At 74.8% G+C, this 22,665-nt stretch carries 22 protein-coding genes and 1 riboswitch; of the genes, 6 read left to right on the plus strand and 16 right to left on the minus strand.

What is annotated here, in order from left to right; translation table 11 throughout:
- The 3 genes from AB0C84_RS37465 to AB0C84_RS37475 all read right to left on the minus strand — a co-directional run.
- The coding region (locus tag AB0C84_RS37465) for an esterase-like activity of phytase family protein (protein ID WP_361075447.1) at positions 1 to 1,274 on the minus strand (1,274 nt) is incomplete at its 3' end.
- A gap of 92 nt (positions 1,275 to 1,366) precedes the next feature.
- The gene (locus AB0C84_RS37470; RefSeq protein WP_179848875.1) at positions 1,367 to 2,254 is read right to left on the minus strand and encodes an ABC transporter permease; all 888 of its coding nucleotides are present in this window, start codon (positions 2,252 to 2,254) and stop codon (positions 1,367 to 1,369) included.
- Between the two features lie 2 nt (positions 2,255 to 2,256).
- The gene (locus tag AB0C84_RS37475) at positions 2,257 to 3,240 is read right to left on the minus strand and encodes an ATP-binding cassette domain-containing protein (protein WP_361075449.1); all 984 of its coding nucleotides are present in this window, start codon (positions 3,238 to 3,240) and stop codon (positions 2,257 to 2,259) included.
- Positions 3,241 to 3,355: 115 nt separating this feature from the next.
- Between AB0C84_RS37475 and AB0C84_RS37480 the strand changes: the two genes are divergently transcribed.
- Positions 3,356 to 3,919, plus strand: a complete 564-nt coding sequence (locus tag AB0C84_RS37480; protein WP_361075451.1) for a MarR family winged helix-turn-helix transcriptional regulator — start codon at positions 3,356 to 3,358, stop codon at positions 3,917 to 3,919.
- Here AB0C84_RS37480 and AB0C84_RS37485 read toward each other — a convergent pair.
- The 4 genes from AB0C84_RS37485 to AB0C84_RS37500 all read right to left on the minus strand — a co-directional run bounded on the left by AB0C84_RS37485 (position 3,871) and on the right by AB0C84_RS37500 (position 8,389).
- Complete coding sequence (locus AB0C84_RS37485; protein WP_361075453.1) at positions 3,871 to 4,602, minus strand: sirohydrochlorin chelatase; 732 nt, start codon at positions 4,600 to 4,602, stop codon at positions 3,871 to 3,873. The two genes, AB0C84_RS37480 and AB0C84_RS37485, sit on opposite strands and share 49 nt — an antisense overlap.
- Positions 4,595 to 5,809: a uroporphyrinogen-III synthase gene (locus AB0C84_RS37490; protein WP_179848872.1), complete on the minus strand. Its 1,215-nt coding sequence runs from the start codon at positions 5,807 to 5,809 to the stop codon at positions 4,595 to 4,597. Before AB0C84_RS37490 ends, AB0C84_RS37485 begins: the two co-directional genes overlap by 8 nt.
- A complete protein-coding gene (gene nirD / locus AB0C84_RS37495; RefSeq protein ID WP_361075456.1) occupies positions 5,793 to 6,185 on the minus strand; it encodes a nitrite reductase small subunit NirD in 393 nt (130 codons plus the stop codon). The genes AB0C84_RS37490 and nirD overlap by 17 nt, the downstream gene beginning before the upstream one ends.
- Positions 6,186 to 6,286: 101 nt before the next feature.
- Positions 6,287 to 8,389, minus strand: coding sequence for a molybdopterin-dependent oxidoreductase (locus AB0C84_RS37500; protein ID WP_361075458.1), 2,103 nt, complete (start codon positions 8,387 to 8,389; stop codon positions 6,287 to 6,289).
- A gap of 289 nt (positions 8,390 to 8,678) precedes the next feature.
- On the opposite strand from AB0C84_RS37500, the gene AB0C84_RS37505 reads away from it, so the two are divergent.
- Positions 8,679 to 9,176 carry an NUDIX hydrolase gene (locus AB0C84_RS37505; RefSeq protein WP_179848869.1) on the plus strand — a complete coding sequence of 166 codons (498 nt, stop codon included), beginning with the start codon at positions 8,679 to 8,681 and terminating at the stop codon, positions 9,174 to 9,176.
- A 68-nt stretch (positions 9,177 to 9,244) separates the two neighbouring features.
- Here the strand turns inward: AB0C84_RS37505 and AB0C84_RS37510 are convergent, their stop codons facing one another.
- Positions 9,245 to 9,493: a hypothetical protein gene (locus AB0C84_RS37510; RefSeq protein ID WP_179848868.1), complete on the minus strand. Its 249-nt coding sequence runs from the start codon at positions 9,491 to 9,493 to the stop codon at positions 9,245 to 9,247.
- Between the two features lie 190 nt (positions 9,494 to 9,683).
- Between AB0C84_RS37510 and AB0C84_RS37515 the strand changes: the two genes are divergently transcribed.
- Positions 9,684 to 11,057, plus strand: a complete 1,374-nt coding sequence (locus tag AB0C84_RS37515) for a nitrate/nitrite transporter (RefSeq protein WP_361075460.1) — start codon at positions 9,684 to 9,686, stop codon at positions 11,055 to 11,057.
- Here AB0C84_RS37515 and AB0C84_RS37520 read toward each other — a convergent pair.
- Both AB0C84_RS37520 and AB0C84_RS37525 read right to left on the minus strand, forming a co-directional pair.
- Positions 11,005 to 11,730: a maleylpyruvate isomerase N-terminal domain-containing protein gene (locus tag AB0C84_RS37520; RefSeq protein ID WP_361075462.1), complete on the minus strand. Its 726-nt coding sequence runs from the start codon at positions 11,728 to 11,730 to the stop codon at positions 11,005 to 11,007. The two genes, AB0C84_RS37515 and AB0C84_RS37520, sit on opposite strands and share 53 nt — an antisense overlap.
- Before the next feature lie 179 nt (positions 11,731 to 11,909).
- Positions 11,910 to 12,326 (minus strand): plectin, encoded by a 417-nt coding sequence (locus AB0C84_RS37525; protein ID WP_179848865.1) that lies wholly within the window; start codon positions 12,324 to 12,326, stop codon positions 11,910 to 11,912.
- A gap of 117 nt (positions 12,327 to 12,443) precedes the next feature.
- Here AB0C84_RS37525 and AB0C84_RS37530 point away from each other — a divergent pair, with 117 nt between their 5' ends.
- Positions 12,444 to 13,043: a TetR/AcrR family transcriptional regulator C-terminal domain-containing protein gene (locus AB0C84_RS37530; protein ID WP_179848864.1), complete on the plus strand. Its 600-nt coding sequence runs from the start codon at positions 12,444 to 12,446 to the stop codon at positions 13,041 to 13,043.
- 6 nt (positions 13,044 to 13,049) lie between these two features.
- On the opposite strand, the gene AB0C84_RS37535 is transcribed toward AB0C84_RS37530, so the two are convergent.
- The 3 genes from AB0C84_RS37535 to AB0C84_RS37545 are packed head-to-tail and all read right to left on the minus strand — an operon-like array spanning position 13,050 to position 15,882.
- Positions 13,050 to 13,691, minus strand: coding sequence for an LUD domain-containing protein (locus tag AB0C84_RS37535; protein ID WP_361075465.1), 642 nt, complete (start codon positions 13,689 to 13,691; stop codon positions 13,050 to 13,052).
- Complete coding sequence (locus tag AB0C84_RS37540; protein WP_361075467.1) at positions 13,688 to 15,103, minus strand: lactate utilization protein B; 1,416 nt, start codon at positions 15,101 to 15,103, stop codon at positions 13,688 to 13,690. The genes AB0C84_RS37535 and AB0C84_RS37540 overlap by 4 nt, the downstream gene beginning before the upstream one ends.
- Positions 15,104 to 15,153: 50 nt before the next feature.
- Complete coding sequence (locus AB0C84_RS37545; RefSeq protein WP_361075469.1) at positions 15,154 to 15,882, minus strand: (Fe-S)-binding protein; 729 nt, start codon at positions 15,880 to 15,882, stop codon at positions 15,154 to 15,156.
- 279 nt (positions 15,883 to 16,161) lie between these two features.
- Here AB0C84_RS37545 and AB0C84_RS37550 point away from each other — a divergent pair, with 279 nt between their 5' ends.
- Entirely contained in the window at positions 16,162 to 16,365 is a 204-nt protein-coding gene (locus AB0C84_RS37550) for a DUF5999 family protein (RefSeq protein WP_179848860.1), read from the plus strand.
- A gap of 97 nt (positions 16,366 to 16,462) precedes the next feature.
- On the opposite strand, the gene AB0C84_RS37555 is transcribed toward AB0C84_RS37550, so the two are convergent.
- Positions 16,463 to 17,080, minus strand: coding sequence for an alpha/beta family hydrolase (locus AB0C84_RS37555; protein ID WP_361075471.1), 618 nt, complete (start codon positions 17,078 to 17,080; stop codon positions 16,463 to 16,465).
- A gap of 51 nt (positions 17,081 to 17,131) precedes the next feature.
- Here AB0C84_RS37555 and AB0C84_RS37560 point away from each other — a divergent pair, with 51 nt between their 5' ends.
- On the plus strand, positions 17,132 to 17,557 hold the full coding sequence (locus AB0C84_RS37560; protein WP_361075473.1) for a PPOX class F420-dependent oxidoreductase: 426 nt from the start codon (positions 17,132 to 17,134) through the stop codon (positions 17,555 to 17,557).
- A gap of 173 nt (positions 17,558 to 17,730) precedes the next feature.
- Here the strand turns inward: AB0C84_RS37560 and AB0C84_RS37565 are convergent, their stop codons facing one another.
- Together AB0C84_RS37565 and gcvP are read right to left on the minus strand one after the other, a co-directional pair.
- Entirely contained in the window at positions 17,731 to 18,840 is a 1,110-nt protein-coding gene (locus AB0C84_RS37565) for a tetratricopeptide repeat protein (protein ID WP_361075475.1), read from the minus strand.
- Between the two features lie 419 nt (positions 18,841 to 19,259).
- Positions 19,260 to 22,130 carry an aminomethyl-transferring glycine dehydrogenase gene (gene gcvP / locus AB0C84_RS37570; protein WP_361075476.1) on the minus strand — a complete coding sequence of 957 codons (2,871 nt, stop codon included), beginning with the start codon at positions 22,128 to 22,130 and terminating at the stop codon, positions 19,260 to 19,262.
- A 171-nt stretch (positions 22,131 to 22,301) separates the two neighbouring features.
- Positions 22,302 to 22,396: riboswitch (glycine riboswitch) on the minus strand.
- Positions 22,397 to 22,665 lie beyond the last annotated feature (269 nt).

Genomic DNA, 22,665 nt, shown 5'->3' on the forward strand with positions numbered 1-22,665 from the left:
GGCGGTCGCGGCCGCGCAGCACGACGAGGCGGTCGCCCGTGCTCGCCGACACCACGCCCTCGACGCCGGACGCGCCCGGCCAGCGCTTGCCAGCCCCGGACGGCGAACGCCAGGAACTGGGTGACCTCGCGCTGGTCGAAGTTGTCGTCGGAGCCGACCACCAGCGTGCACTCCCCCGTCTTCAGGCGGGGCCCCCACGCCAGCGCCTCCAGGTTCTGCGCGGGGGCGGCGTAGCGGCCGAGATCGGCGACGAGACGCTTGCGCGCCGGGCGGAACCGCCCGCCCTGGGTGAGGCGGTCGCGGCGCAGCACGTCGGTGGCGCCCCTCACGTCGAACTCGTAGAGACGGACCTTGTAGCCGACGCCTTCCAGCCAGGACCGCTCCAGCGCCAGGAACCGGTCGCCGCCGGCGGCGAGGATCTCCGACACGCCGCTGTCGGCGGCGCCGGTGGGCGGCTTCGGCGCGGCCGGGAGCGGGTCGACGGGGTAGGCGTACTGGCCGGCCACGCGCCCGGCGCGGTCCCACAGGGTGAGGCGGGACATGGCGCCGTGCCGGACGGTCGGCGGCTCCCCGTCCTCGTACCGGGGGCCTTCGGCCATCGCGGCGACACCGTGCGGGGTGAACGTCAGCGCCTCGAAGCCGGCGTTGCGGCGCGGCCCCCGGTGCTCGGCGGTCAGCCGCAGCGACGGCGGCAGGGGCAGCGCCCCGGCGTAACGGCCGTCCTCGCGCGCCCACCGCAGCGACATCGGCGCCAGGGGGATCCCCTGGTGCGCCTCGTCCGGGCGGTCGCCCTCGTTGCCCCACAGGACGCGCCGGGAACGCGGGTCGAAGCGGATCGTCTCCGGGTCGACCGACCCCGGCTTGCCGAACGCGGGGTAGGGGCGGCCGTCCGGGCCGCGCAGCGTGGACACCCCGGTGATCCTCACGCCGGTGAACGCGCCGGTGGCGGGGTCGATGGCCAGGCGGCCGGTGTAGAACCGGGCCGGGTCGTAGCGCCACCGGTCGTCGGAGACCAGGTACCAGGTCCCGGTGCGCGGGTCGCGGTCGATGCCCGACAGCCCGCCGACCGTGGTGCCCCTGAACTTCGCCATGTGGGGCAGGCGCCGCTCCCCCAGGAACCGCGTGATCCGCAGCCCCTGCTCCGCGGCCGCCGGGCGGCCCCCGTCCGCCGCCTGCGCGCGGACCCGTCCGTCCACCGCCGCCGCGCCCGTCACCGCCGCCAGGACGGCGGCCGTCGCCGCCGCCCCGCGCCACATCCTGCTGTGCCCGTTCACGTTGTCCGCGTCACCCTTCGCATCCGTCCGAGTGCGCTGCGTCGCGCACGCGGTCAGTATCCTTCATCACGGTGGGTGACGGCGGCGTTTTCTCAGTCGGCGCGGCGGAACTCCAGGATGGCCACGCCCATCAGCCCCACGCCCATGCCGAGGACGAGCAGGATCTCCAGCCAGATCGGGACGACCCAGCCGCCCCACGTGACGCCCGGGTCGAACGTCCGCATCAGCTCCGGCGAGAGGTCGAGGCGGGAGAACACCGCGTGCCGCAGCGGGTCGACGGCGTAGGTGAGCGGGTTGAACCGGGTCAGCACGGTCAGCCACCCCGGGAGGCCGCTCAGCGGGTACAGGGCGCCGGACAGGAACAGCATCGGCATCATCGCCATCTGCATGAGGCCGAAGAACGACTGCATGCTACTGATCCGCGCGGCCATCATGACGCCGAAGCCGGTGAGCGCGAACGCCCCGACGAACATCAGGCCCAGCAGCTCCAGCATCAGCCCCGGGTCGTAGGGGACCCCGGCCAGGCCCGCCAGCAGCACGATCACCGTGCCCTGCGCGGTCGCCACCACGGCGCCGCCGATGCACTTGCCGACGACGATGGCGGCGCGGCTGACCGGGGCGACGAGCATCTCGCGCAGGAACCCGAACTCGCGGTCCCACACGATCGAGCCGGCGGAGAACATCGCGGTGAACATCACCGACATCGCGCACACGCCGGGGAAGATGAAGGTCTTCAGGTCGACGGTCCCGGCGGGGCCGCCGCTTCTGGCCATGAGGTTGGACAGCCCGGTGCCCATCACCAGCAGCCACAGCACCGGCTGGACGAGCCCGGACACCATCCGCAGCTTGTCGCGCCAGAACCGGATCAGCTCACGGTGCAGGACGACCTTCACGGCGCGCAGGTCCCGCCGCAGGCCGCGCTCGGGCACCCTGACCCGGACGACCCCGGCGCCCGGCGCCCTCTCGGCCGTGCTCGCCATCGTCACCTCCCCTTCGCGCGCATCGCCATGCGCATCCCCTCGCTCGCCGAGGCCTCGGCGTCGCGGATCGTGGTGCCGGTGAAGGACATGAACACATCGTCCAGGGACGGCCGCGCCACGTTCACCGACCTGATCGGGACGCTCAGCTCGGCGAACAGCCGCGGGACGAACGCCTCGCCGGAGGCCACCGAGAACGTGACCGCGCCCTCCGACACGACCGCCTCCAGCCCGAACCTGTCCTTCAGCGCGGCGATCACGGTCTCGTCGTCGGCGGTCTGGATGCGGATCCGGTCCTCGCCGACGCCGGCCTTGAGCGCCTCGGGGGTGTCGAGCGCCACGATCCGCCCCGAGTCGATGATCGCGATGCGGTCGCAGTACTCGGCCTCGTCCATGTAGTGCGTCGTCATGAAGATCGTGATCTCCTCGGCGCTCTGCAGGTGCCGGATGTACTCCCAGATCGACGCCCGGGTCTGCGGGTCCAGGCCGACGGTCGGCTCGTCCAGGAACAGCACCCGCGGGGAGTGCAGCAGGCCGCGCGCGATCTCCAGGCGGCGCTTCATCCCGCCGGAGTAGGTCTGCGCGAGGTCGCCGCGCCGGTCCCACAGGTTGACCATCTCCAGCACCTGCCGGATGCGGTCGGCCGTCACCGAGCGCGGCACCCCGTACAGCTCGGCGTGGAAGCGCAGGTTCTGCTCGCCCGACAGGTAGCCGTCGAGCGTCGGGTCCTGGAACACCAGCCCGATGTTGCGGCGGACGTCGTCGCGCTCGCGCACGACGTCGAAACCGGCGACCCGCGCGCTCCCGCCGCTCGGGCTCAGCAGCGTGCACAGCATGTTGATCGTGGTGGACTTGCCCGCGCCGTTCGGGCCGAGGAAGCCGAAGATCTCCCCCGGCCGTACGGCGAAGTCGATCCCCCGCACGGCCTCCACGTCACCGAACCTCTTGGTCAGGCCCTCGACCTCGACGGCCGCTCCCCCGTCCGGCATGGGGCCTCCTTCGCGACGCGGCGAACACCCATATCTTGGGATACCCAACGGTAGGTGTAACCTATATCTCAGGTCAAGAGAAATAGGACCAGCCAAGAGTCCCGAGGGAGCAGTCGTGGAGGACCGGCCCGATCCCCTGTACGCGTCGCCCACCTACCTGCTGTTCGAGACGGGGCGGCTGGTGCGGCGCACCTTCGCCCGGATGTCACCCGAGCAGCCGAGGCTGCCCTACCTGCTGGTCCTGTCGTGCGTGGCGCGGCACGGGCCGCTGTCGCAGCGCCAGGTCGCGGGACGGCTGCGCATGGACGCCGGCGACCTCGTCGGCATCGTCGACGCACTGGAGAAGGCCGGGCACGTCGTGCGCCGCCGCGACCCCGGGGACCGGCGCCGGTACGCGCTGGACGCCACCGAGAACGGGCGGCTGTTCCTCGGCGCCTGCCAGAACGACCGCGCCCGCCTCGACGACGCGCTCTTCGAGGCGCTGTCACCCGACGAGACGCACCTGTTCAAGGATCTGCTGCTGCGGATCCTCGCCCACCACGACGAACGGTTCACCGGCGCCCCGGACCCGCAGCCCCGGCCGGCGGAGCCGGACGGGAACGGGCGGCCGGTCCGGCGGGACGAGGCGGGTCAGCGGACCGGCGCCGGGATCTCGAGCGGCAGCGCCGCCTCGTCGTAGCGGCGCAGCACCAGCCTGGCCGCCGCGCCGTGCGCGCCGAGCGGCGCGGCGACCACGTCGGCGCCGCAGGCCCGCATCCTGTCGTGGAACCGTCCGGGCGCCAGCAGGTAGGACGCCACGGCGACCCGGCGGGCGCCGCCTCTGCGCAGCCCCGCGACGACCTCGTCCAGCGGCGGACCTCCCGCCGCGACGAAACCGTGCGGGACGGGCCGCCCGAGCCGCCGCGCCAGCAGCCGGGCGGCCGCGCGCACGTCGGCGGCGCCCGCCGGGTCGGCGGACCCCGCCGCGCCGAGGACGACGGCGTCCCGGCGGTGCGGCGAGGTCCGGTCCTGCTCGGCCAGCCGGGCGGCCAGCGCCCCGGCCAGCAGCGCGTCCGGGCCGAGCGGCCGGGACGTCACCGACCCCGGCAGCAGGCTCCCCGCCCGGCCGGGGACGTCGATCAGCGCGTGGTACCCGCGCGCCAGCAGCAGCGGGACCACGACCACCGGGCCGCCGCGCAGCCCCTCCGCCGCCTCCTCCAACGACGGCTCGGACAGCTCGCCGTACGCCTCGGCCACCCGCAGGCCCGGCCGCATCGCCCGCACCCGGTCCAGCAGCGCCCGCACCACCGCGGGCCCCGCCGGGTCCCGGGTGCCGTGGGCCACCGCGAGCAGCGCGGGCGGCCCGGCACCGGCCTCAGCCACCGGCGCCCGCCGGGAGCCGGTCGGCGATCCGCGGGTCGCAGGCCAGCCGGTAGCCGCGCTTGACGACGGTCTCGACGATGCCGGGCCGGCCGAGGCCGCGCCGCAGCCGCGCCACCGCCATCTCCACCGCGTGCTCGTCGGCCTGCGGGCGGGCGTCCCGGGGCCGCGCCTCCCGCGCCCAGGCGTCCCTGATCCCGGGCGCGACGGCCAGCCGGCCCGGCAGCACCCCGCACAGCTCCGCCCGCGACACCACGTGGCCGGGGCGCCGCGCGAGGGCCCGCAGGATCGCCATGGGCGCGGGCGCTATCGGCCGCAACTGGCCGTCCAGGACGACGGCGTGCCCGCGCAGCTCCAGCGAGAACCCCCGCACCGACAGCCGCCGCGACCGGCGCCGCGGCAGGTCGGCGACCAGGGCCCGCACGAGCGCGCCGAGCCGGGCGCGCTCGGGCTGGACGGTCGGGACGCCGCGGTCGGTGAGCGCCTGCGCCGTCACCGGGCCGACGCACGCCGCCACGACATGGGTGCGCATGGCCTCCAGCAGGGCCTCCTCCAGGTCGTCCTCCGCGGCGACGGCGAGCGTCGCGGCGACAGCCGGCGCGCTGGTGAAGGTGATCGCGTCGATCGTGCCCGCGACCGCCTGCCCCACGAGGCGGCGCAGCTGCGTGGAGTCCTCGGACCGCGACCACCGGTACACCGGGATCTCGATCACCTCGGCGCCGGCCGCGCGCAGCGCCGCTATCAGCTCCGGCTGGCGCTCCCCGTACAGCTGCACGGCCACGCGCGCCCCGGCCGGCTCCCGGTCCAGCAGGTGCCGGATCACCTCGGCGCACTCCTCCGAGTCCGGCGACCAGCGCTCCTGCAGGCCCGCCGACCGGATCGCGCCGCGCGCCTTCGGGCCGCGCGCCAGGATGTCGGTCTCGGCCAGGCGGGCGATGAGGGCGTCGCGCATGCCGTGCCCGTCGGCCGCCTCCAGCCACGCCCGGAACCCGATCCCGGTCGTGACCACGACGTGGTCGAGCGGGCCGGACAGGCACGCCCGGGTGGCCTCCAGCAGCTCGGCGTCGTCGGCGAGCGGGACCAGGCGGATGGCGGGCGCCAGCACGACCCTCGCCCCGCGCCGCTCCAGCAGCGTCGCGAGCTCCTCGTGGCGCCGGGCCGCGGTCACGCCGACGGCGAACCCGGCCAGCGGCTCACTGCCGGTGCTCATCGGTGAGCGCCACCTCCACCCGGTCCCCGGAGCGGCGGACCGGGAAGGTCGGCAGCGCCACCCGGGGATCGTCAAGGCACACCCCGGTCCGCAGGTCGAACACCTGCTTGTACATGGGGGACGCGACCGTCGGGGCCTCGTCCCTGGTGCCGAGGATCCCCCGCGACAGCACGCAGGCGCCGCTGAAAGGGTCGAGGTTCGACAGCGCGTACAGGTCTCCGTCGAAGGTCCGGAAGATCGCCACCTGCGTGCCGTCCACCATCGCGCATGCGCCCCGCTCGGGGGTCAGGCCGGCGTAGGAGCAGATGTCGAACCAGCGGGCCGCGGGGCGGCCCGCCCTCTCCCTGACGATCGTCGCTTCGGGTGTCGTGGTCATCGCGCGGCAACCTCCTGGCGGGGAACTGTCCGATGGTCCGATACTCGGAAGGGGCGGTTTCGCGGTTGGGTCTCCTTTGTCACCGCCGTGTTAAAAGGGGCTCACCGTGCGCCGGGGGCGCCGTCCCCCTCCGCCACGGCCCGCAGGCGGACGGCGCACACCTTGAACTCCGGCATCCGCGAGACCGGGTCCAGCGCGGGGTTGGTGAGCAGGTTCGCGCGGCCCTCCCCCGCCCAGTGGAACGGGATGAAGACGGTGTCGGGGCGGATCGCGCCGGTCAGGCGAGCGGTCACGGTGGCCGCGCCCCTGCGGCTCTCCACCCGCACGCCCGCGCCGTCCTCGATGCCGAGGCGCCCGGCCAGGTCGGGGTGCAGCTCGACGAACGGCCCCGGCGCCGCCTCGGCCAGCCGGCGGACGCGGCGGGTCTGCGCGCCCGACTGGTACTGCGCGAGGACGCGCCCGGTGGTCAGGTACACCGGGTAGTCGGCGTCGACGTCCTCGGCGGCGCCGCGGTGCTCGACGGGGACGAACCGGGCCCGCCCGTCCGGAGTGGGGAAGCGGTCCAGGTAAGGCCGCGGCGTGCCGGGGTGGCCGGGCGACGGGCAGGGCCAGAACACCCCGCCCTCTGCCTCGATCCGCTCGTAGGTGATGCCGGAGTAGTCGGCGGTGCCGCCCGCGCTGGCGCGGCGCAGCTCCCCGAACACCGCCCGCGGGTCGGTGCTCCACTCCCCCGGCGCCTCGAGCCGCCCGGCGAGCGCGGCGAGGATCTCCAGGTCGGTGCGCACGCCGTCCGGCGGGCGGACGGCGCGGCGGCGGCGCAGCACCCGGCCCTCCAGGTTCGTCATCGTCCCCGACTCCTCGGCCCACTGCGCGGTCGGCAGGACGACGTCGGCGCGCCGCGCGGTCTCCGACGGCACGAAGTCGGCCACCACCAGCAGGTCCAGCGCGCCGAGCCGCTCCTGCACGCCCGCGGCGCCGGGCGCCGACACGACCGGGTTCGACCCGAACAGCAGCAGCGCCTTCGGGCCTCCCGCGGTGCCGAGCGCCGACAGCAGCTCGTAGGCCGACCGTCCCGGTCCCGGCAGGTCGCCGGGGTCGACGCCCCAGACCCCGGCGACGTGCGCGCGGGCCTCCGGGTCGTCGATCCGGCGGTAGCCGGGGAGCTGGTCGGCCTTCTGCCCGTGCTCGCGCCCTCCCTGCCCGTTGCCCTGCCCGGTCAGGCAGCCGTAGCCGGAGCCCGCGCGGCCCGGGAGCCCGAGCGCGAGGGCCAGGTTGATGAAGGCACTGACGGTGTCGGTGCCGCGGGCGTGCTGCTCCGATCCCCGCGCCGTGAGGACGTGGGCGCGGACGGCGCGGGCCAGCAGCCGGACGGCCTCGCGCATCAGCGGCACGGGCACGCCGGTGATCCGCTCGGCGCGGTCGGGCCAGTAGGCGTTGGCGACCGTGCGGACGGCGTCGAACCCGGTGGTGCGGGCCGCGATGTACTCCTCGTCGGCCAGGCCCTCGGCGAGCGCCAGGTGCAGCAGCCCGTTGGCGAGGGCGATGTCGGTCCCGGGCGTCGGCTGCAGGTGCAGGTCGGCCTGGCGCGCGGTGGCGGTGCGGCGCGGGTCCACGACGATGAGGGCGCCGCCCGCCTCGCGCATCCGCGCCAGGTGCCGCATGAACGGCGGCATCGTCTCGGCGACGTTGCCGCCCGCGAGCAGGACCGCGCCGGACGCCGCGAGGTCGGTGACCGGGCCGGGCAGGCCGCGGTCCATGCCGAACGCCCGCCCGGACGCCGCGGCGGCCGACGACATGCAGAACCGCCCGTTGTAGTCGATCTGGGAGGTGCCGAGCGCGATCCGCGCGAACTTGCCGAGCTGGTACGCCTTCTCGTTGGTCAGCCCGCCGCCGCCGAACACCGCGACGGAGTCCGGCCCGTGCAGCCCGCGCAGCCGGCCGATCTCGGCGGTGATCCGGTCGAGGGCCTCGTCCCAGCCGCACGGCTCCAGCGGCGCGTCCCGGCCGCGGCGCATCATCGGCGCGGTCAGCCGGTCGGGGACGGTGAGCAGCTCGGCCGCCGTCCACCCCTTCTGGCAGAGCCCGCCGGCGTTGGCCGGCACGTCGTCGCGCGGCTCCACCCGCAGGGGCTCCGAGCCGCCGTCGTGCAGGGACATGCCGCACTGCAGCGCGCAGTACGGGCAGTGCGTGGGAGTCGCGGCCATCCGCCGAGACTCGGCGTGCCCGGTTTCGCCGCCGAGTCCCGGGTGTGACCCCGGCGTTAAATGGCGTTCACGCCGTGCGTCCCTCGATGTCAAGGATTCGCCCCGCGGGATCGCGACACGCCTTGACGAACGCGTGTCAAGCGTTGTCGATCCCTGTCATGGCCTATTCGTTGCCTTTTGCCCGGTTGCCGAACGGATTCGCGGTGGCCCGGCGATCCCGCGGACGGATGCGGCCCCCGCCCCGCGACGGCCGGAACCGGCCCGGGGTGATCACAATTAACCTCGGAGCATGTTGCCCGACCTTGCCTACTACGCCTCCCTGCCGCGGGCCCGCGGCGCCGCGGCGGCCCTGCTGCTGGACGACCTGGGGCGGGTGCTGCTGGTCAAGCCCACCTACAGCGAGGGCTGGTTCCTGCCCGGCGGGGTGATCGAGGCCGACGAGTCCCCGCTGTCGGCGTGCGTGCGCGAATGCGAGGAGGAGCTCGGCCTCGTCCCCCGGCTGCACGGGCTGGCCTGCGTCGACTGGGGGTCCCCGCGCGACGACGGCGTCGACGCGGTGAACGTCTTCGTGTTCGGCGGCACCATCACCGGCGCGGAGATCGCGGCGATCCGGCTGCCGCCCGAGGAGCTGTCCGACCACATCCTCGTGGCTCCCGAGAAGGTCCCCGAGCTCGCCCCGCCGCACGTGTCGCGCCGGATGGAGCCCAGCCTCCGGGCCATGGCCGCCGGCAACGCCGTCTACCTGGAGGACGGCCGCGAGCAGGCGTTCGGGACCGCCCGCGCCTGAGCCCGGGCCGGGCGGTCGCACCGGCACCTCCGCCTTCACCCGCACCACGCGTGTGAAGACACCGCTCCCTACACGGTCACGGCGTCCTGGATCGTGCGGGCGCGTTCGGGCTCGGCCGCGTGGGCGCAGTGGGCGCAGCAGTAGAAGTGCCCACCCACGTCCACGCCATGGCCCATGATGCGGCACTGGCAGTGCTCGCAGATCGGCGCCATCTTGGTGACCGCGCACTCGAACGAGTCGAACGTATGCACCTCGCCCTGCGCGTGCACCTCGAACGCCATCGCGTACTCGTTCCCGCAGACCTCGCAGGTTCCCATCGTCAGCGTCTCCGTTCCCCCGCCGCCTCGCCTTCGGTGCCTACCCGGGCGCGCCCGGGTCTACCCGCGCCTCACAGCGGGCGGGACACGCTGTGCAGCGGAGTTATCACTGCCGTATGACCGGTCACACACGCGCGAAACCCCGGATTCCTACGGTCGGGCCGTCCGAGCGACCCAAGGAGACCGCCTGATGACCGCCACCACCGAAGCCGCGCGAACCGAGCGCGCCCGACCGCGCAAGGGCCGCTGGATCGACGACTGGCACCCCGAGGACCCCGCCTTCTGGGCCGCCGGCGGGGCCCGGACCGCCCGCCGCAACCTCGTGTTCTCGATCTTCTCCGAGCACATCGGGTTCTCGGTGTGGACGCTGTGGTCGGTGCTCGTGCTGTTCCTCGGCCCCGCCTACGGGATCGACCCGGCCGGAAAGTTCACCCTCACCGCCGTCCCGGCGCTCATCGGGTCGGCGCTGCGCATCCCCTACACCCTCGCCGTCGCCCGCTTCGGCGGCCGCAACTGGACGATCCTCAGCGCCGCGCTGCTGCTCGTCCCGGCGGTGCTGGCCGCCGTCCTCATCGAGCCCGGCGTCTCCTTCAGCACGCTGCTGGTCCTGGCGGCCGTCGCGGGCGTCGGCGGCGGCAACTTCGCGTCCTCGATGGCCAACATCAACGCGTTCTACCCGCAGCGGCTCAAGGGATGGGCGCTCGGTATCAACGCGGGCGGCGGCAACCTCGGCGTCGCCGTCGTCCAGCTCGTCGGGCTGGCCGTCCTCGCCACCGCGGGCAAGGACCACCCCGGCCTCGTCGCGGGCGTCTACATCCCGTTCATCGTCCTCGCCGCCCTCGGCGCCGCGCTCGGCATGGACAACCTCGCGCACGCCCGCAACGACAGGCGCGCCATGCGCGACGTCTGCGGGGACGCCCACACCTGGATCATGTCGGTGCTCTACATCGGCACCTTCGGGTCGTTCATCGGGTTCGGCTTCGCGTTCGGCCAGGTCCTGCAGGTGCAGTTCAAGGCCGAGTTCGACACCCCGATCAAGGCCGCCTACCTGACCTTCCTCGGCCCCGCGCTCGGGTCCGTGATCCGCCCCGCCGGCGGGTGGCTCGCCGACCGGCTCGGCGGCGCGAGGGTCACCTTCGCGACGTTCGTGGCGATGGCCGTCTCGGCGGTCCTCGTGCTCACCGCCTCGCGGCTGGGGTCCCTCGCGCTGTTCCTCACCGGCTTCGTGCTGCTGTTCGCCTTCAGCGGCCTCGGCAACGGGTCCACCTACAAGATGATCCCGGCGATCTTCAGGGCGAAGGGCCAGGCCGACGTCGCGGCCGGCGGCGACCCGGCCGCCGCAGAGCACGAGGCCCGCCGCCTCGCCGGAGCGCTGATCGGCATCGCGGGCGCCGTCGGCGCGTTCGGCGGCGTGCTGGTCAACATCGCGTTCCGGCAGTCGTTCCTGACCTACGGGACGGGCGACGGCGCCTACATCGCGTTCATCGCCTTCTACGCCGTGTGCTGCGCGCTCACCTGGCTGGTCTACCTGCGGGCCCGCCCGGGGAGGCCGGCGGGCGTCTGACGGAGGACTGCCGCCCCGAACGCCGCCGCCGCGCCCGGCCGGGCCCCTCCGAGGGGTCCGGCCACCGCGGCGAGCGGCCCGAGGAGCGCAGCACCGCCTCCCACGAGTCCCCCGGCTCCAGCGGCAGGTGCGGGACGCCCCAGTGCCAGGCCGACACCAGCAGGTCAGGGTCGCGCGGCCGGTAGTCGGCCCCGATCGCACGGGCCAGGTCCCAGGCGTGCAGGTGCCACTCCACGCACGCCGCGCCCGCGTGGTCGCCGACCGTGTACTTGGTCCCCCGGTAGATCAGATGCGTCCGGTCCCACATGTCGGGCAGCAGGTCGGCGTAGGCCCCCGCCGAGACCCCGAACGCCAGGATCCGCTCCGGGCCGGGCTCGGGCGGCAGCACCGCCAGCTCCGCCGCGTTCTGCCTGGCCTGCTGCCTGATCAGCACCGCCGTCGCCGCGTCCTGCGCGAACAGCTTCGCCAGCCTGCTGTCGGGTGCGTCCTGCAGGTACTCCAGGAAGTTCTCCGCGACGCACCGCAGATGCCCCGCCAGGTCGATCAGCTGCCAGTCGGCGCAGGGCGTCGGCACGTCCCAGTCAGCGACGATCTCCGCCAGGGAGCGGACCGCCTTCACCCCGTCCTGGTAGGACTCCAGTACGCGGCACCGGTCCGGCGGCGTGCGCTCCACGTGACATCCCCCAACGTCCAGAGCACCCTGTGCCCTCCCCGCCGGGACGTGCCGCCGCGCGTCACGCTGGCGCGACGTGCGGCGCGGGCACCCCCGGCGTTCCCCAGAGAGGGCAGACTCTCAAAGTTCGGTGGCCCGTGCCACCCGGTGACGCTGTGTCGCCGCGCGTCGGCGGCGGCTCACACGCTCGCCGCGGGCCGCGTCCTGAAGCTCAGCCGGTGCGCCTCGCGCGCCGTGCGCAGGCGGTCGACCTCGTCCGTCCACGGGCGCACCGCCGGGCGCGCCTTGGCCTTGCGGTAGGCGATCTCGGCGGCGCGGCGCGTCTTGGCGTCCTGCGCCTGCGTCGAGTACACCTTCGGGCCCATCGCGACCCGCTCGGCCGCCTCGGCGGCGGCGAGCACGTCCGTCATCGCCCTGTCGAACGCGACCGTCAGCTCGCCCAGCTCCGGCTCGGCGGCGCCGGCCGCCTGCGCGTCCCGCAGGGCCCGCTCCGCGTCGCCCGCCGCCGCGAGCCGGTCGTCGTACTCGGCGGCCAGCCGCTGGTCGGCCTCGTACGGCTCCGCGACGTCCTTGCTCACCCGGCGGCCCAGTGGCATGGCGGTACTCCCTCGACGGTCGTGCAGTGTTCGATCGAGGTAAGCGTACGCGGGGTCCCGGCGTGTTGTGGCGGCGGACACCCGGCTTCGGCCCTTTACGTAGTAAGGTCTCTCCTCATGGTCAGGCAGCCCAGCATCAACGCCCAGAACCGCACCCCGCTGTCCACCGAGCGGATCATCGAGACGGCCCTGCACATCGTGGACGGCCAGGGACTCGGCCGCCTCACGATGCGCCGGCTCGGCGACGCGCTGGAGGTCGAGGCGATGGCGATCTACCACCACCTCCCCCGCGGCAAGGAGCAGCTCCTGGACGGCCTGGTCGCGCACGTCGCGGCGGCCCCGGCCGACACGTCGGCCGCCGGGCGCTGGCAGGACGTCCTGCGGGCGTGGGCGGGCGGCTACCGCGAGCGCCTGCTGGCCCACGCGGGCGTCCTCCCCCTGGTCGTCACGCGCCGCAACCCGGCCGCGCTCACCGCCACCCTCGCCTCGCTGCGGGAGGTGCTGCGCCGCGGCGGCGTCGCCGAGGACGCCGCGGCCGTCGCCGCGCACACCCTGCTCGGCTACGTGATCGGCCACGCGGCCCTCGAGGTGCGCGGCACCGCCGAGGACGGCGCCGCCGCACGGATCGCCTCCGGCGAGGGCGGCGAGGGCGGCGCGGTCGACTGGGACGCCCGCTTCCGCGCGGGCCTCGGCGTCGTCCTCGGCGGCGTGCGCTAGAACCGGTCAGTCCTCGATGAGGATGATCTCCAGGTGCCGGGGGCCGTGGGCGCCCTCGACCCGCGCCGTCTCGATGCCGTAGGTCGCGGACGGCCCGCTGATCCACGTCAGCGGGCGCGCCGGGTCGAGCCGACCGACCGCCTCCGGGACCGTTCCGACGATCTGGTCGGCGTGCACCACGCACAGGTGGTGGCCGGGGACGAGGGTGAGCGCCCGCCTGCCCTGCGCCCGGCCGCCGTCCAGGACGACCGTGCCCGTCTGCGCGACGGCCACCGCGCAGCCGGTCACGACGGCGTCCGACGCGGCGAGCGTGTCGAGGTCGAGCGCCGGGGCGTCGGCCAGCGCCCGCACGCCGTCCAGCTCGGCGAGCCACCCGAAGGGCAGGTCGGCCGGGACGACGATCTGCTTGGCCTCCCGCCCCCACAGCGCGGCCGCCACCGCCGTGCCCGCCTCGTCCGCGGCGACGTGCCGGACCGCCGCGCGGTTGTCGGCGGCCCGCTCGGTGAACAGCGCGAGGACGTCGGCCCGGGTCTCGGCGTCGGCCGCGGGCAGCCGCCGGGCGTAGCCGCGCGGCACCGGCGAACTCGTGCCGCGGGCCCCGCCGAGCGCCTCGCGGACCCGGCGCAGCACCTCCTCGCGCGAGCTCATGCGCGCGTCCTGTCCCACCAGCCGCGGAAGCTCTCGGCCGGTGGCGCGGGAAGGTCGCGGGCCTCGGTCCACTTGCCGAGCAGGCCGGGAAGGCGGCGGATCCGCCCTCCGCGCGACAGCAGCCGCGCCCACCGGACCCCGCGCCGCACCGCCGCCTCGTGGCGGCGCGGGTCGCCCATCGTCCAGGCGAGGCCGCGCATCAGCGCCATCTCGGGCGTCGGTACCGGACGCCGCCGGCGCGACTCGACCACCTTCCCCCGCAGGTGAACCAGCACGTCCGGAATGTCGATCTTCACCGGGCAGACGTCGGCGCAGGCGCCGCAGAGCGTGGACGCGTACGGCAGCGAGGCGTCGGCGGCGCTCTCCACGCCGCGCGTCAGCGGGGTGAGCACCGCGCCGATCGGGCCGGGATGGACGGGCCCGTAGGGGCGCCCGCCCGTCCGCTCGTAGACGGGGCAGACGTTCGAGCAGGCGGAGCAGCGGATGCACCGCAGGGCGGCGCGGCCGACCTCGTCGGCCAGGGCGCGGGTGCGGCCGTTGTCGAGCAGGACGAGGTGGAAGGCGCGCGGCCCGTCTCCCGGCGTCACGCCCGTCCACGACGACACGTACGGGGTCATCCGGTCGCCGGTCGACGAGCGCGGAAGGAGCTGAAGGAACACCTCCATGTCATCCCATGTCGGGACGACCTTGTCGATACCGGCGATGCTGATGAGCGTCTCGGGGAGCGTCAGGCACATCCGCGCGTTGCCCTCGGACTCCAGCAGGACCAGGGTGCCGGTCTCGGCCACCAGGAAGTTCGCGCCGGTGACCGCGACGCGGGCGCGCAGGAACCGGTCGCGCAGGTGGGAGCGGGCGACGGCGGCCAGCGACTCGGGATCGTCGGCCAGGCCGGGCCCCGCGCCCGGGACCGCCCGCCGGAGCAGCTCCGCGATCTCCGCGCGGTCGCGGTGCGCGGCCGGGGACAGCAGGTGGGACGGCGCGTCCTCGCCGAGCTGCACGACCATCTCGGCGACGCCGGTCTCGCGGACGGTCACGCCCGCGCGGGCCAGCGCGTCGTTCAGGCCGATCTCCCGCGTCGTCGCGGAGGCCGCCTTGACGACCTCCTTGGCGCCCGTCGCGCGGACCAGGCCGGTGACGACGCGGCGCGCCTCCGCCGCGTCCGCCGCCCAGTGCACGGTGCCGCCGGCCTCGGTGACGGCCCGCTCCAGCTCCTCCAGGTGGGCGTCGAGGTCGAGCAGCGCGCCGTCCCCGATGGCGCGCCCGGCCTCGCGCAGGTCCTCCCAGTCGGCGGTCCCGGCCGCCGCGGCGGCCTCCCGCCCCCGCAGCGCGGCCGTCGCGCCGCGCAGGTTGCGGCGCGACCGGGTGTCGGCCAGTTCCGGCCGCGCGGCGGCGGCGAACTTCGGCCTCGGCACGGGCCCGCTCCTGCCTGAGGAGGACGGCGTCGTCCCCGGAGAGGAGGCCGTCACGCCGGCCCCGTCTCCGCGAGGATCTCGGCCAGGTGCATCGTCCGGACGCCGCCGCGCAGCCGCGACAGCGCGCCGCCGATGTGGGCCAGGCACGAGTCGTCGACCGCGCAGACCACCTCCGCGCCGGTGTCGCGGACGTGCCGGACCTTGTCGGCCACCATCGCGACCGACACGTCCGTGTTCTTCATCGCGAACGCGCCGCCGAACCCGCAGCACTCCCCCGCGGACGGCAGTTCCACCAGGTCGAGCCCCCGCACCGCGCGCAGCAGCCGCACCGGCCGGTCGCCGACGCCGAGGGTGCGCAGGGACCGGCAGGACGGGTGGTAGGTGACCCGGTGCGGGAAGTACGCGCCGACGTCGGTGACCCCGAGGACGTCGACGAGGAACTCCGTCAGCTCGTAGACGGCGAGGCCCTCGGCGGCGCGCGCCAGGCCGGGGTCCCGGGCCGCCCGGGCGATCTTCGGGTAGTCGGCGCGGACGGTCGCGGCGCACGACGCGGACGGCGCCACCACGACCTCGCAGCCCTCGAACGCGGCGGCGTGGGACCGGGCGAGCCCGGCGGCCTCGCGATGGTAGCCGGCGGTCCAGTGGAACTGGCCGCAGCACGTCTGGCCCGGCGGGAACGCCACCTCGTGCCCGAGCCGCTCCAGCAGCACGGTCACGGCCTTCGCGGTGCCGGGGAACAGCACGTCCTCGAAGCACGCGACGGACAGCGCGACCCGCACCGGCCTCACTCCCCCAACCCCTGCAAAGCCCGTTCCCCCGCCGAACATCGTAGGGGTTTCAGGCTCCGGCGGCGTGTCGTTCTTCGTCCGTTATCGCGCGGGCGGGACGCTATTGCGTGGCACCCCGGAGTGGGAGGGATCACATCCGTCCGGTACTCCGGTACCAATGGACAACCGTCCCAACGGGCTATGGCCGGTGGGGGCGAACCACTCCACACTGGGGTGCGTCAGAACAGGAAAGCACCACGACCGACCAGTAGTTGAGACCGGAGGCACGCCATGTGCCCGCACCAGCCGCTCTGTCCCTCCCACAACGCACCCGACCGCGACGCCGCCCGCACGCTGGCCTCGCACCCCGAGCAGGGGTGGAGCCTGCTGTGCAACGGAGTCGTGCTGTTCGAGGACACCGGTGAGCTGCTGCCCGACGGGGGAGTCATCGCGCCGCACCGGCCGACGGACGCGCAGGCCACGTCCGCCGCTTGAGCGGTCTCCACGGGGGACTAGTTCAAACGGGTGATCATCCTCGGGGGCACGCCCGCCCACCACAGGCCTCTGGGCCCGCACCGGGCCCGGAGCGACCCTACTTCCGGCCCGTCCGCACCGGACGGGCCGTCCAACGTCTGAGCCAAGGCTCCACGGCCCGGCCGACCGCCGCGGGGTCCTTGCCGAGGTCGTGCCGCTCCCCCGGCAGGACCGCGACCTCCGCCGCGTCCACGGGGGCGGGCACGCCGAACGGGTCGCGGTCGCCGTTGACGACGAGGACCTCCACCCCCGCCGACCGCAACTCGTCCACCCGGGTCTTCTCCGGCCTGCCCGGCGGGTGCAGCGGGAACGCCAGCGCCACCACGCCCGCCGCCCCGGCGGCCGCCGCCGTCCGGCACGCCACCCGCGCCCCGTTGCTGCGGCCGCCCTGCACCAGCGGGACGTCCCCGAATCTCTCGCGCAGGACCTCGACGATCTCCAGCCACGCCTCGTCCTGCTTGGCCGCCGGGCCGGGCGCCCGCCGCCCGGCGAGCCGGAACGGCTGCGTCACCCGCGCGACGGCGCCGCCGAGCCGCAGCGCCTCCGCCCGCACCGCCAGCAGGTCGGGCGCCTCCACTCCCCCGTTCGAGCCGTGCGTCAGCACCAGCAGGAACGCCGGATCCTTTACCTCGTCCAGCAGCACCTCGGCGGGCCCATGCACCGTCGCGACCTTCATATGACTCACGGTAGCGGCGGCCGCGGAGGGGCCGTGCGGCAGACTGGGCCTATGGAGACGATGACCGACAGCGAGTGGCGCGCGTTCGCCATGGAGGGCACCCGGACGGGCAAGGCCGCCGTGACCCGCAAGGACGGGACGCCGCACGTGACGCCGATCTGGTTCGTCCTCGACGGCGACGACCTGCTGTTCAACACGGGCCGCCAGAGCGTCAAGGGCCGCGTCCTCGCCCGCGACCCGCGCCTGTCCGTGTGCGTCGACGACCAGACGCCGCCGTTCTCGTACGTTCTGATCCAGGCCGAGGCGTCCCTCGTCGAGGACCTGGACGAGGTGCTGCGCTGGGCGACGGTCATCGGCGGCCGCTACATGGGCGCCGACCGGGCCGAGGAGTTCGGGCGGCGCAACGCCGTCCCCACCGAGTACCTCGTCCGCGCCCGCATCACCAAGGTGATCGCCGAGCGCGCCATCGCCGGCTAGCGCCTGTCTCGAAGTGGCCTCGGCCACGCGCGCGAACGCGTGACCTGGCCGGTGGAGCGAAGCCGAAGGCGAGCGGAACCGGGCAGATCGCGAAGCGATGCCGCGTTCGCCCAGGCACGGTCACGCAGCGAGCCGCCAGGCGAGCGCAGTGGGCCGGGACGTGGAAACACAGCCTAGCCCTCGGTCAGGTCCGGGGCGGCCGAGCCGGTCGCCAGGCGGAACCGCTCGGCGAAGCTCTCGTGCAGCAGCGGCCCCCACGCGTAGCCGCCCGGCACCCGGACGGCCCTGCCGAGGGTCTCGCGGGCGTCGCCCGCCCGGCGCTCGGCGTACCGGACGGCGAGCAGCGCGTACATGTGGTCGAGGGCGCCGAACGCCTCGCCGGCGAGGGCGGGGAGCGTCCCGTCGGACACGGCGTGCTCGACGACCGGCTCCCACCACAGGTCGCCGTCGTCGTCGGCGTCGCCGAAGTCGCGGCGCAGCCGCGCCCGCACCTGCCCGGCGGTGCCGGGCTCGGCGAGGCCCCGCCGCCACACCTCGCCCGCCTCGGCGCCCCGTCCCCGCAGCGGCAGCGTCCGCGCGAGCAGCTCGGTGGCCAGCGGCCCGACCTCCGGGTCGGTCGGTTCCTCCCCCAGCGCCGCGCCGAACGCGCCGATCGCCTGGTCGAGGTAGGAGATGCCGAGCGCGACGGCGAGCCTGCCGTACGCGTAGGGGTCGGTGCCCCGGTCGATCAGTTTGAGCCCGGCGGTCAGGGCCCGCTGGGCCCGGGCGGGCTCGTCGCGCTCCAGCAGCCGCTGGGCCAGGTCGTGCGCGGCGGGCGGCCCGTACTCGGCGTCCCCGGTCGCGATCACCGCCTCCCAGTGGCCGCGGGCGGTGTCGAAGTCGCCGGCGTCGTCGGCGATCCGGGCGAGGGCCAGGTGGGCGGGCGGCAGGTAGGCGGGGTTGCCGAAGTCGACCACGACCCGCCAGGCGGGCGCCGCCCGCTCCTGCTCGCCGGCCCGTTCGTGGGTGAGCGCCAGGTGGTAGGCGGCGCGCGGCCCGTACTCGGGGTCGGCGGTGGCGATCGCGGTCCGGTCGGCCTCCCGGGCGCGCTCGACGTGCCCGGCGTCGTCGAGGACGACCGCCAGCCCCAGCGCCGCCCGCGCCCGGAACGGGGTGTCGCCCAGTGCGAGCACCCTCTCGAACAGCAGTGCGGCCCGCTCGCCCTCACCGTCCTCGGCGAGGCCGCGGGCCTCCTCGCACAGTCGCGCCGCGTCGTCGGATACCGCGTCCGGAGACTCGATCATCGCTCTTCTGCCCTCTGGGGGTCGGGGTCCGCAAAGAGCGTAGCGATCCGCGCCGCCCCCGTCCCGCGACGACACCCAAAACCCAAGCAAGATCACAAATCCATCGCCCGCGCCGCCCCCGCGCCCCGCCAAGCCCGGCACCACGCGCGACAGCCCCCAACCGTCGGCCCCAGGCCTGGCGATCATCGCCGACCGCGCCCGACCGCGTCCAATCGTCAAGACGACGTAAACGGCGCCCAGCCACTCCCCAAGCCACCAGCGACCCGAACCACCGCGATCGCGTCCGAAGGCAGGTTCGAGCGAAGCGAGAACCTGATCGCGCAGTGAGCCGCTAGGCGAGCCGAAGCGATGCCAGCGATCGCACATGCTGTTTCTGGCTGAGGCGCCTGGAGCGCCTCAGCCAGAAACAGCAATTTAGTTCAGTCCTCGAACGCTTCGGGGGGCGGGCAGGAGCAGACGAGGTTGCGGTCGCCGTAGGCCTGGTCGATGCGGCGGACGGGGGGCCAGTACTTGTTCTCCCGGAGGGACGGGAGGGGGTAGGCGGCCTCCTCGCGGGTGTAGGCGTGCTTCCAGTCGTCGGAGACGAGGCAGGCGGCGGTGTGGGGGGCGTTCTTGAGGGGGTTGTCGTCGGCGTCGTAGCCGCCGTCGGCGACGCGCTGGATCTCCCGGCGGATCTCGATCATGGCGTCGCAGAAACGGTCGAGTTCGGCGAGGTCCTCGGACTCGGTGGGCTCGATCATCAGGGTGCCGGCGACGGGGAAGGAGAGGGTGGGGGCGTGGAAGCCGTAGTCGATGAGGCGCTTGGCGACGTCCTCGGCGGTGACCCCCGTCTCCTTGGTGATCTTGCGGAGGTCGGCGATGCACTCGTGCGCGACGAGGCCGTTGCGGCCGGTGTAGAGGATCGGGTAGTGCGGGGCGAGGCGGGCGGCGAGGTAGTTGGCGCCGATGATGGCGCCCTCGGTCGCGGCGCGCAGGCCGTCGGGGCCCATCATCGCGATGTAGGCCCAGGAGATCGGCAGGATGCCGGCCGATCCCCACGGGGCCGCGGAGATGGGGCCGACGCCGGTGCCCGGGCCGGCCTCCTCGCGCAGCGGGTGGTTGGGCAGGAACGGGGCCAGGTGCTCGCGGACGCCGATCGGGCCGACGCCGGGGCCGCCGCCGCCGTGCGGGATGCAGAACGTCTTGTGCAGGTTGAGGTGGGAGACGTCCGAGCCGAACTCGCCGGGGCGGGCCAGGCCGACGAGCGCGTTGAGGTTGGCGCCGTCGACGTAGACCTGGCCGCCGGCCTCGTGCACCGCCGCGCACACCTCGGTGATCGTCTCCTCGAAGACGCCGTGCGTGGACGGGTAGGTCACCATGATCGCCGCGAGCCGGTCGCCGTGCGCGGCGAGCTTGGCGCGCAGGTCGTCGAGGTCGACGTTGCCGCCCTCGTCGCACGTGACGACGACGACCCGCATCCCGGCCATGACGGCGCTGGCGGCGTTGGTGCCGTGCGCCGAGGAGGGGATCAGGCAGACGTCGCGGTGCTCCTCGCCGCGGGAGGCGTGGTAGCCGCGGATGGCGAGCAGGCCGGCCAGCTCGCCCTGGGAGCCGGCGTTCGGCTGGACGGAGACCCTGGCGTACCCGGTGATCTCGGCGAGGAAGCCCTCCAGCTCGCCGATCAGCTCGACGTAGCCGGCCGCCTGGTCGAGCGGCGCGAACGGGTGGAGATCGGCGAACTGGGGCCAGGTGATCGGCTCCATCTCGGCGGTGGCGTTCAGCTTCATCGTGCAGGAGCCGAGCGGGATCATGGAGCGGTCGAGCGCGATGTCCTTGTCCTGGAGCCTGCGCAGGTAGCGCAGCATCGCGGTCTCGGAGCGGTGCGCGTGGAAGACGGGGTGGGTCAGGTAGGGGCTCTCGCGGCGCAGGGCGTCCGGGAACGCCTCGGGGGCGTCGCCGGCCGCGGCGGCGCCGAACGCGTCCAGCACGGCCGTGACGTGCTCGGGCAGCGTCGTCTCGTCGCAGGCGATCGCGACCCGGTCGGGGCCGTCCGGGCGCAGGTTGATCCCGCGCTCGCGGGCCGCCGCGACGATCTGGGCGGCGCGGCCGGGCACGCGGGCCAGGACGGTGTCGAAGAACGAGTCGTGCACGATCTCGACGCCGCCGGCGCGCAGCCCCGCGGCGATCTCGGCGGCCCGGCGGTGCGTCCGCTGCGCGATCGCGGCCAGGCCCTCGGGGCCGTGGTAGACGGCGTACATGCTCGCCATCACGGCGAGCAGGACCTGGGCGGTGCAGATGTTGCTGGTGGCCTTCTCGCGGCGGATGTGCTGCTCGCGGGTCTGCAGCGCCAGCCGGTAGGCGGTGGCGCCGTCCGCGTCGACGGACACGCCGACGAGCCGCCCGGGGAGCTGGCGCTGGATGCCCTCGCCGACCGCCATGTAGCCGGCGTGCGGGCCCCCGAACCCGTAGGGGACGCCGAACCGCTGCGCGGAGCCCACCGCGATGTCGGCGCCGGACTCGCCGGGCGGGCGGAGCAGCGTCAGCGCCAGCAGGTCGGCCGCGACGACGGCCTTGGCGCCGCGCTCGTGGGCCTGCGCGATGACCGGCTCCAGGTCGCGGACGGCGCCGGACGCGCCCGGGTACTGCAGCAGCACGCCGAAGAAGTCGCCGTCCGGGAGGCCGCCGGACAGGTCGGCGATGACGACCTCGATGCCGAGCGGGATCGCGCGGGTCCGGACGACCTCGATCGTCTGCGGGAGGGCGTCGGCGTCCACGAGGAAGGTCCCGGGCTCCTTGCGCCTGGAGACGCGGTGCGCGAGTGCCATGGCCTCGGCGGCGGCGGTGCCCTCGTCCAGCATGGAGGCGTTCGCGACGGGAAGCCCGGTCAGGTCGCCCACCATCGTCTGGAAGTTCAGCAGGGCTTCGAGGCGCCCCTGGGAGATCTCCGGCTGGTAGGGGGTGTAGGCGGTGTACCAGCCCGGGTTCTCCAGCACGTTGCGCATGATCACGCCGGGCGTGGTCGTCCCGTGGTAGCCGAGCCCGATCATGGACGTCAGGACGGTGTTGCGGGACGCCAGCTCGCGGAGCCGGTCCAGCGCGGCCGTCTCGCTCAGCGCGGGCGGCAGGTCCAGCGGCCGGGACGTGCGGATCGCGGCGGGGACCGCCTTGTCGATCAGCGCTTCGGCGCCGGAGTAGCCGATGGCGGCCAGCATCCTCGCCTGGTCGTCCGGCGAGGGGCCCACATGCCGGTCGGCGAACGCCGACCGCGGATGCTGCGGCGCGGCCACGGGGGCGAAGAACTGGGCGGTCATGGAGGGCCTCCTGGCTGCTGCGGTCGCTCAGGTGCGCCGCCGGCGCTGGCCGGCGGGCCGGTCTCCCCCTCTGTCATCGGCACCTGAGAGCTTCACCCGCGCGGCGGGGTTTCCCCTTCGGTGAGCCGCCCGCCCCCCGTGGGGGGACCGGCGCCTGCTTTCCAGAGGTGCCTCGCCCGCGCGGTCCTTTTGCCTGAGAGGTTCCGGGGAGGTTGCCCCTTCGGCGCCCCACGCTGGCGGCGTGGGATCTCTCCCGCACAGGGTCGACGGCATGTCCTAGGTCGAACCCTACCCAAAGGCGCGTCCGCGACGTCGTTCCGGCCCGCCGCAAGGGGCCGCGCCGCCGGGCGCCGGGGCCGTACCGGCGAGTACCATGTGCTGACTCACCTGGGACGCGACGGTTCCGGGCCGCACGGGGGCGGGGAGATGAGGCTGCGGGATGGACGCGCGTCCCGGCGGCGGCCCCGCGACTCGACGGCGCGCCGCCGGGTCTGGGACGCTGATCACGATGGCGGATGGTCAGGGCGGCGGTACG

The sequence above is a fragment of the Actinomadura sp. NPDC048955 genome (assembly GCF_040649435.1).
GTDB lineage: Bacteria > Actinomycetota > Actinomycetes > Streptosporangiales > Streptosporangiaceae > Spirillospora > Spirillospora luteofluorescens.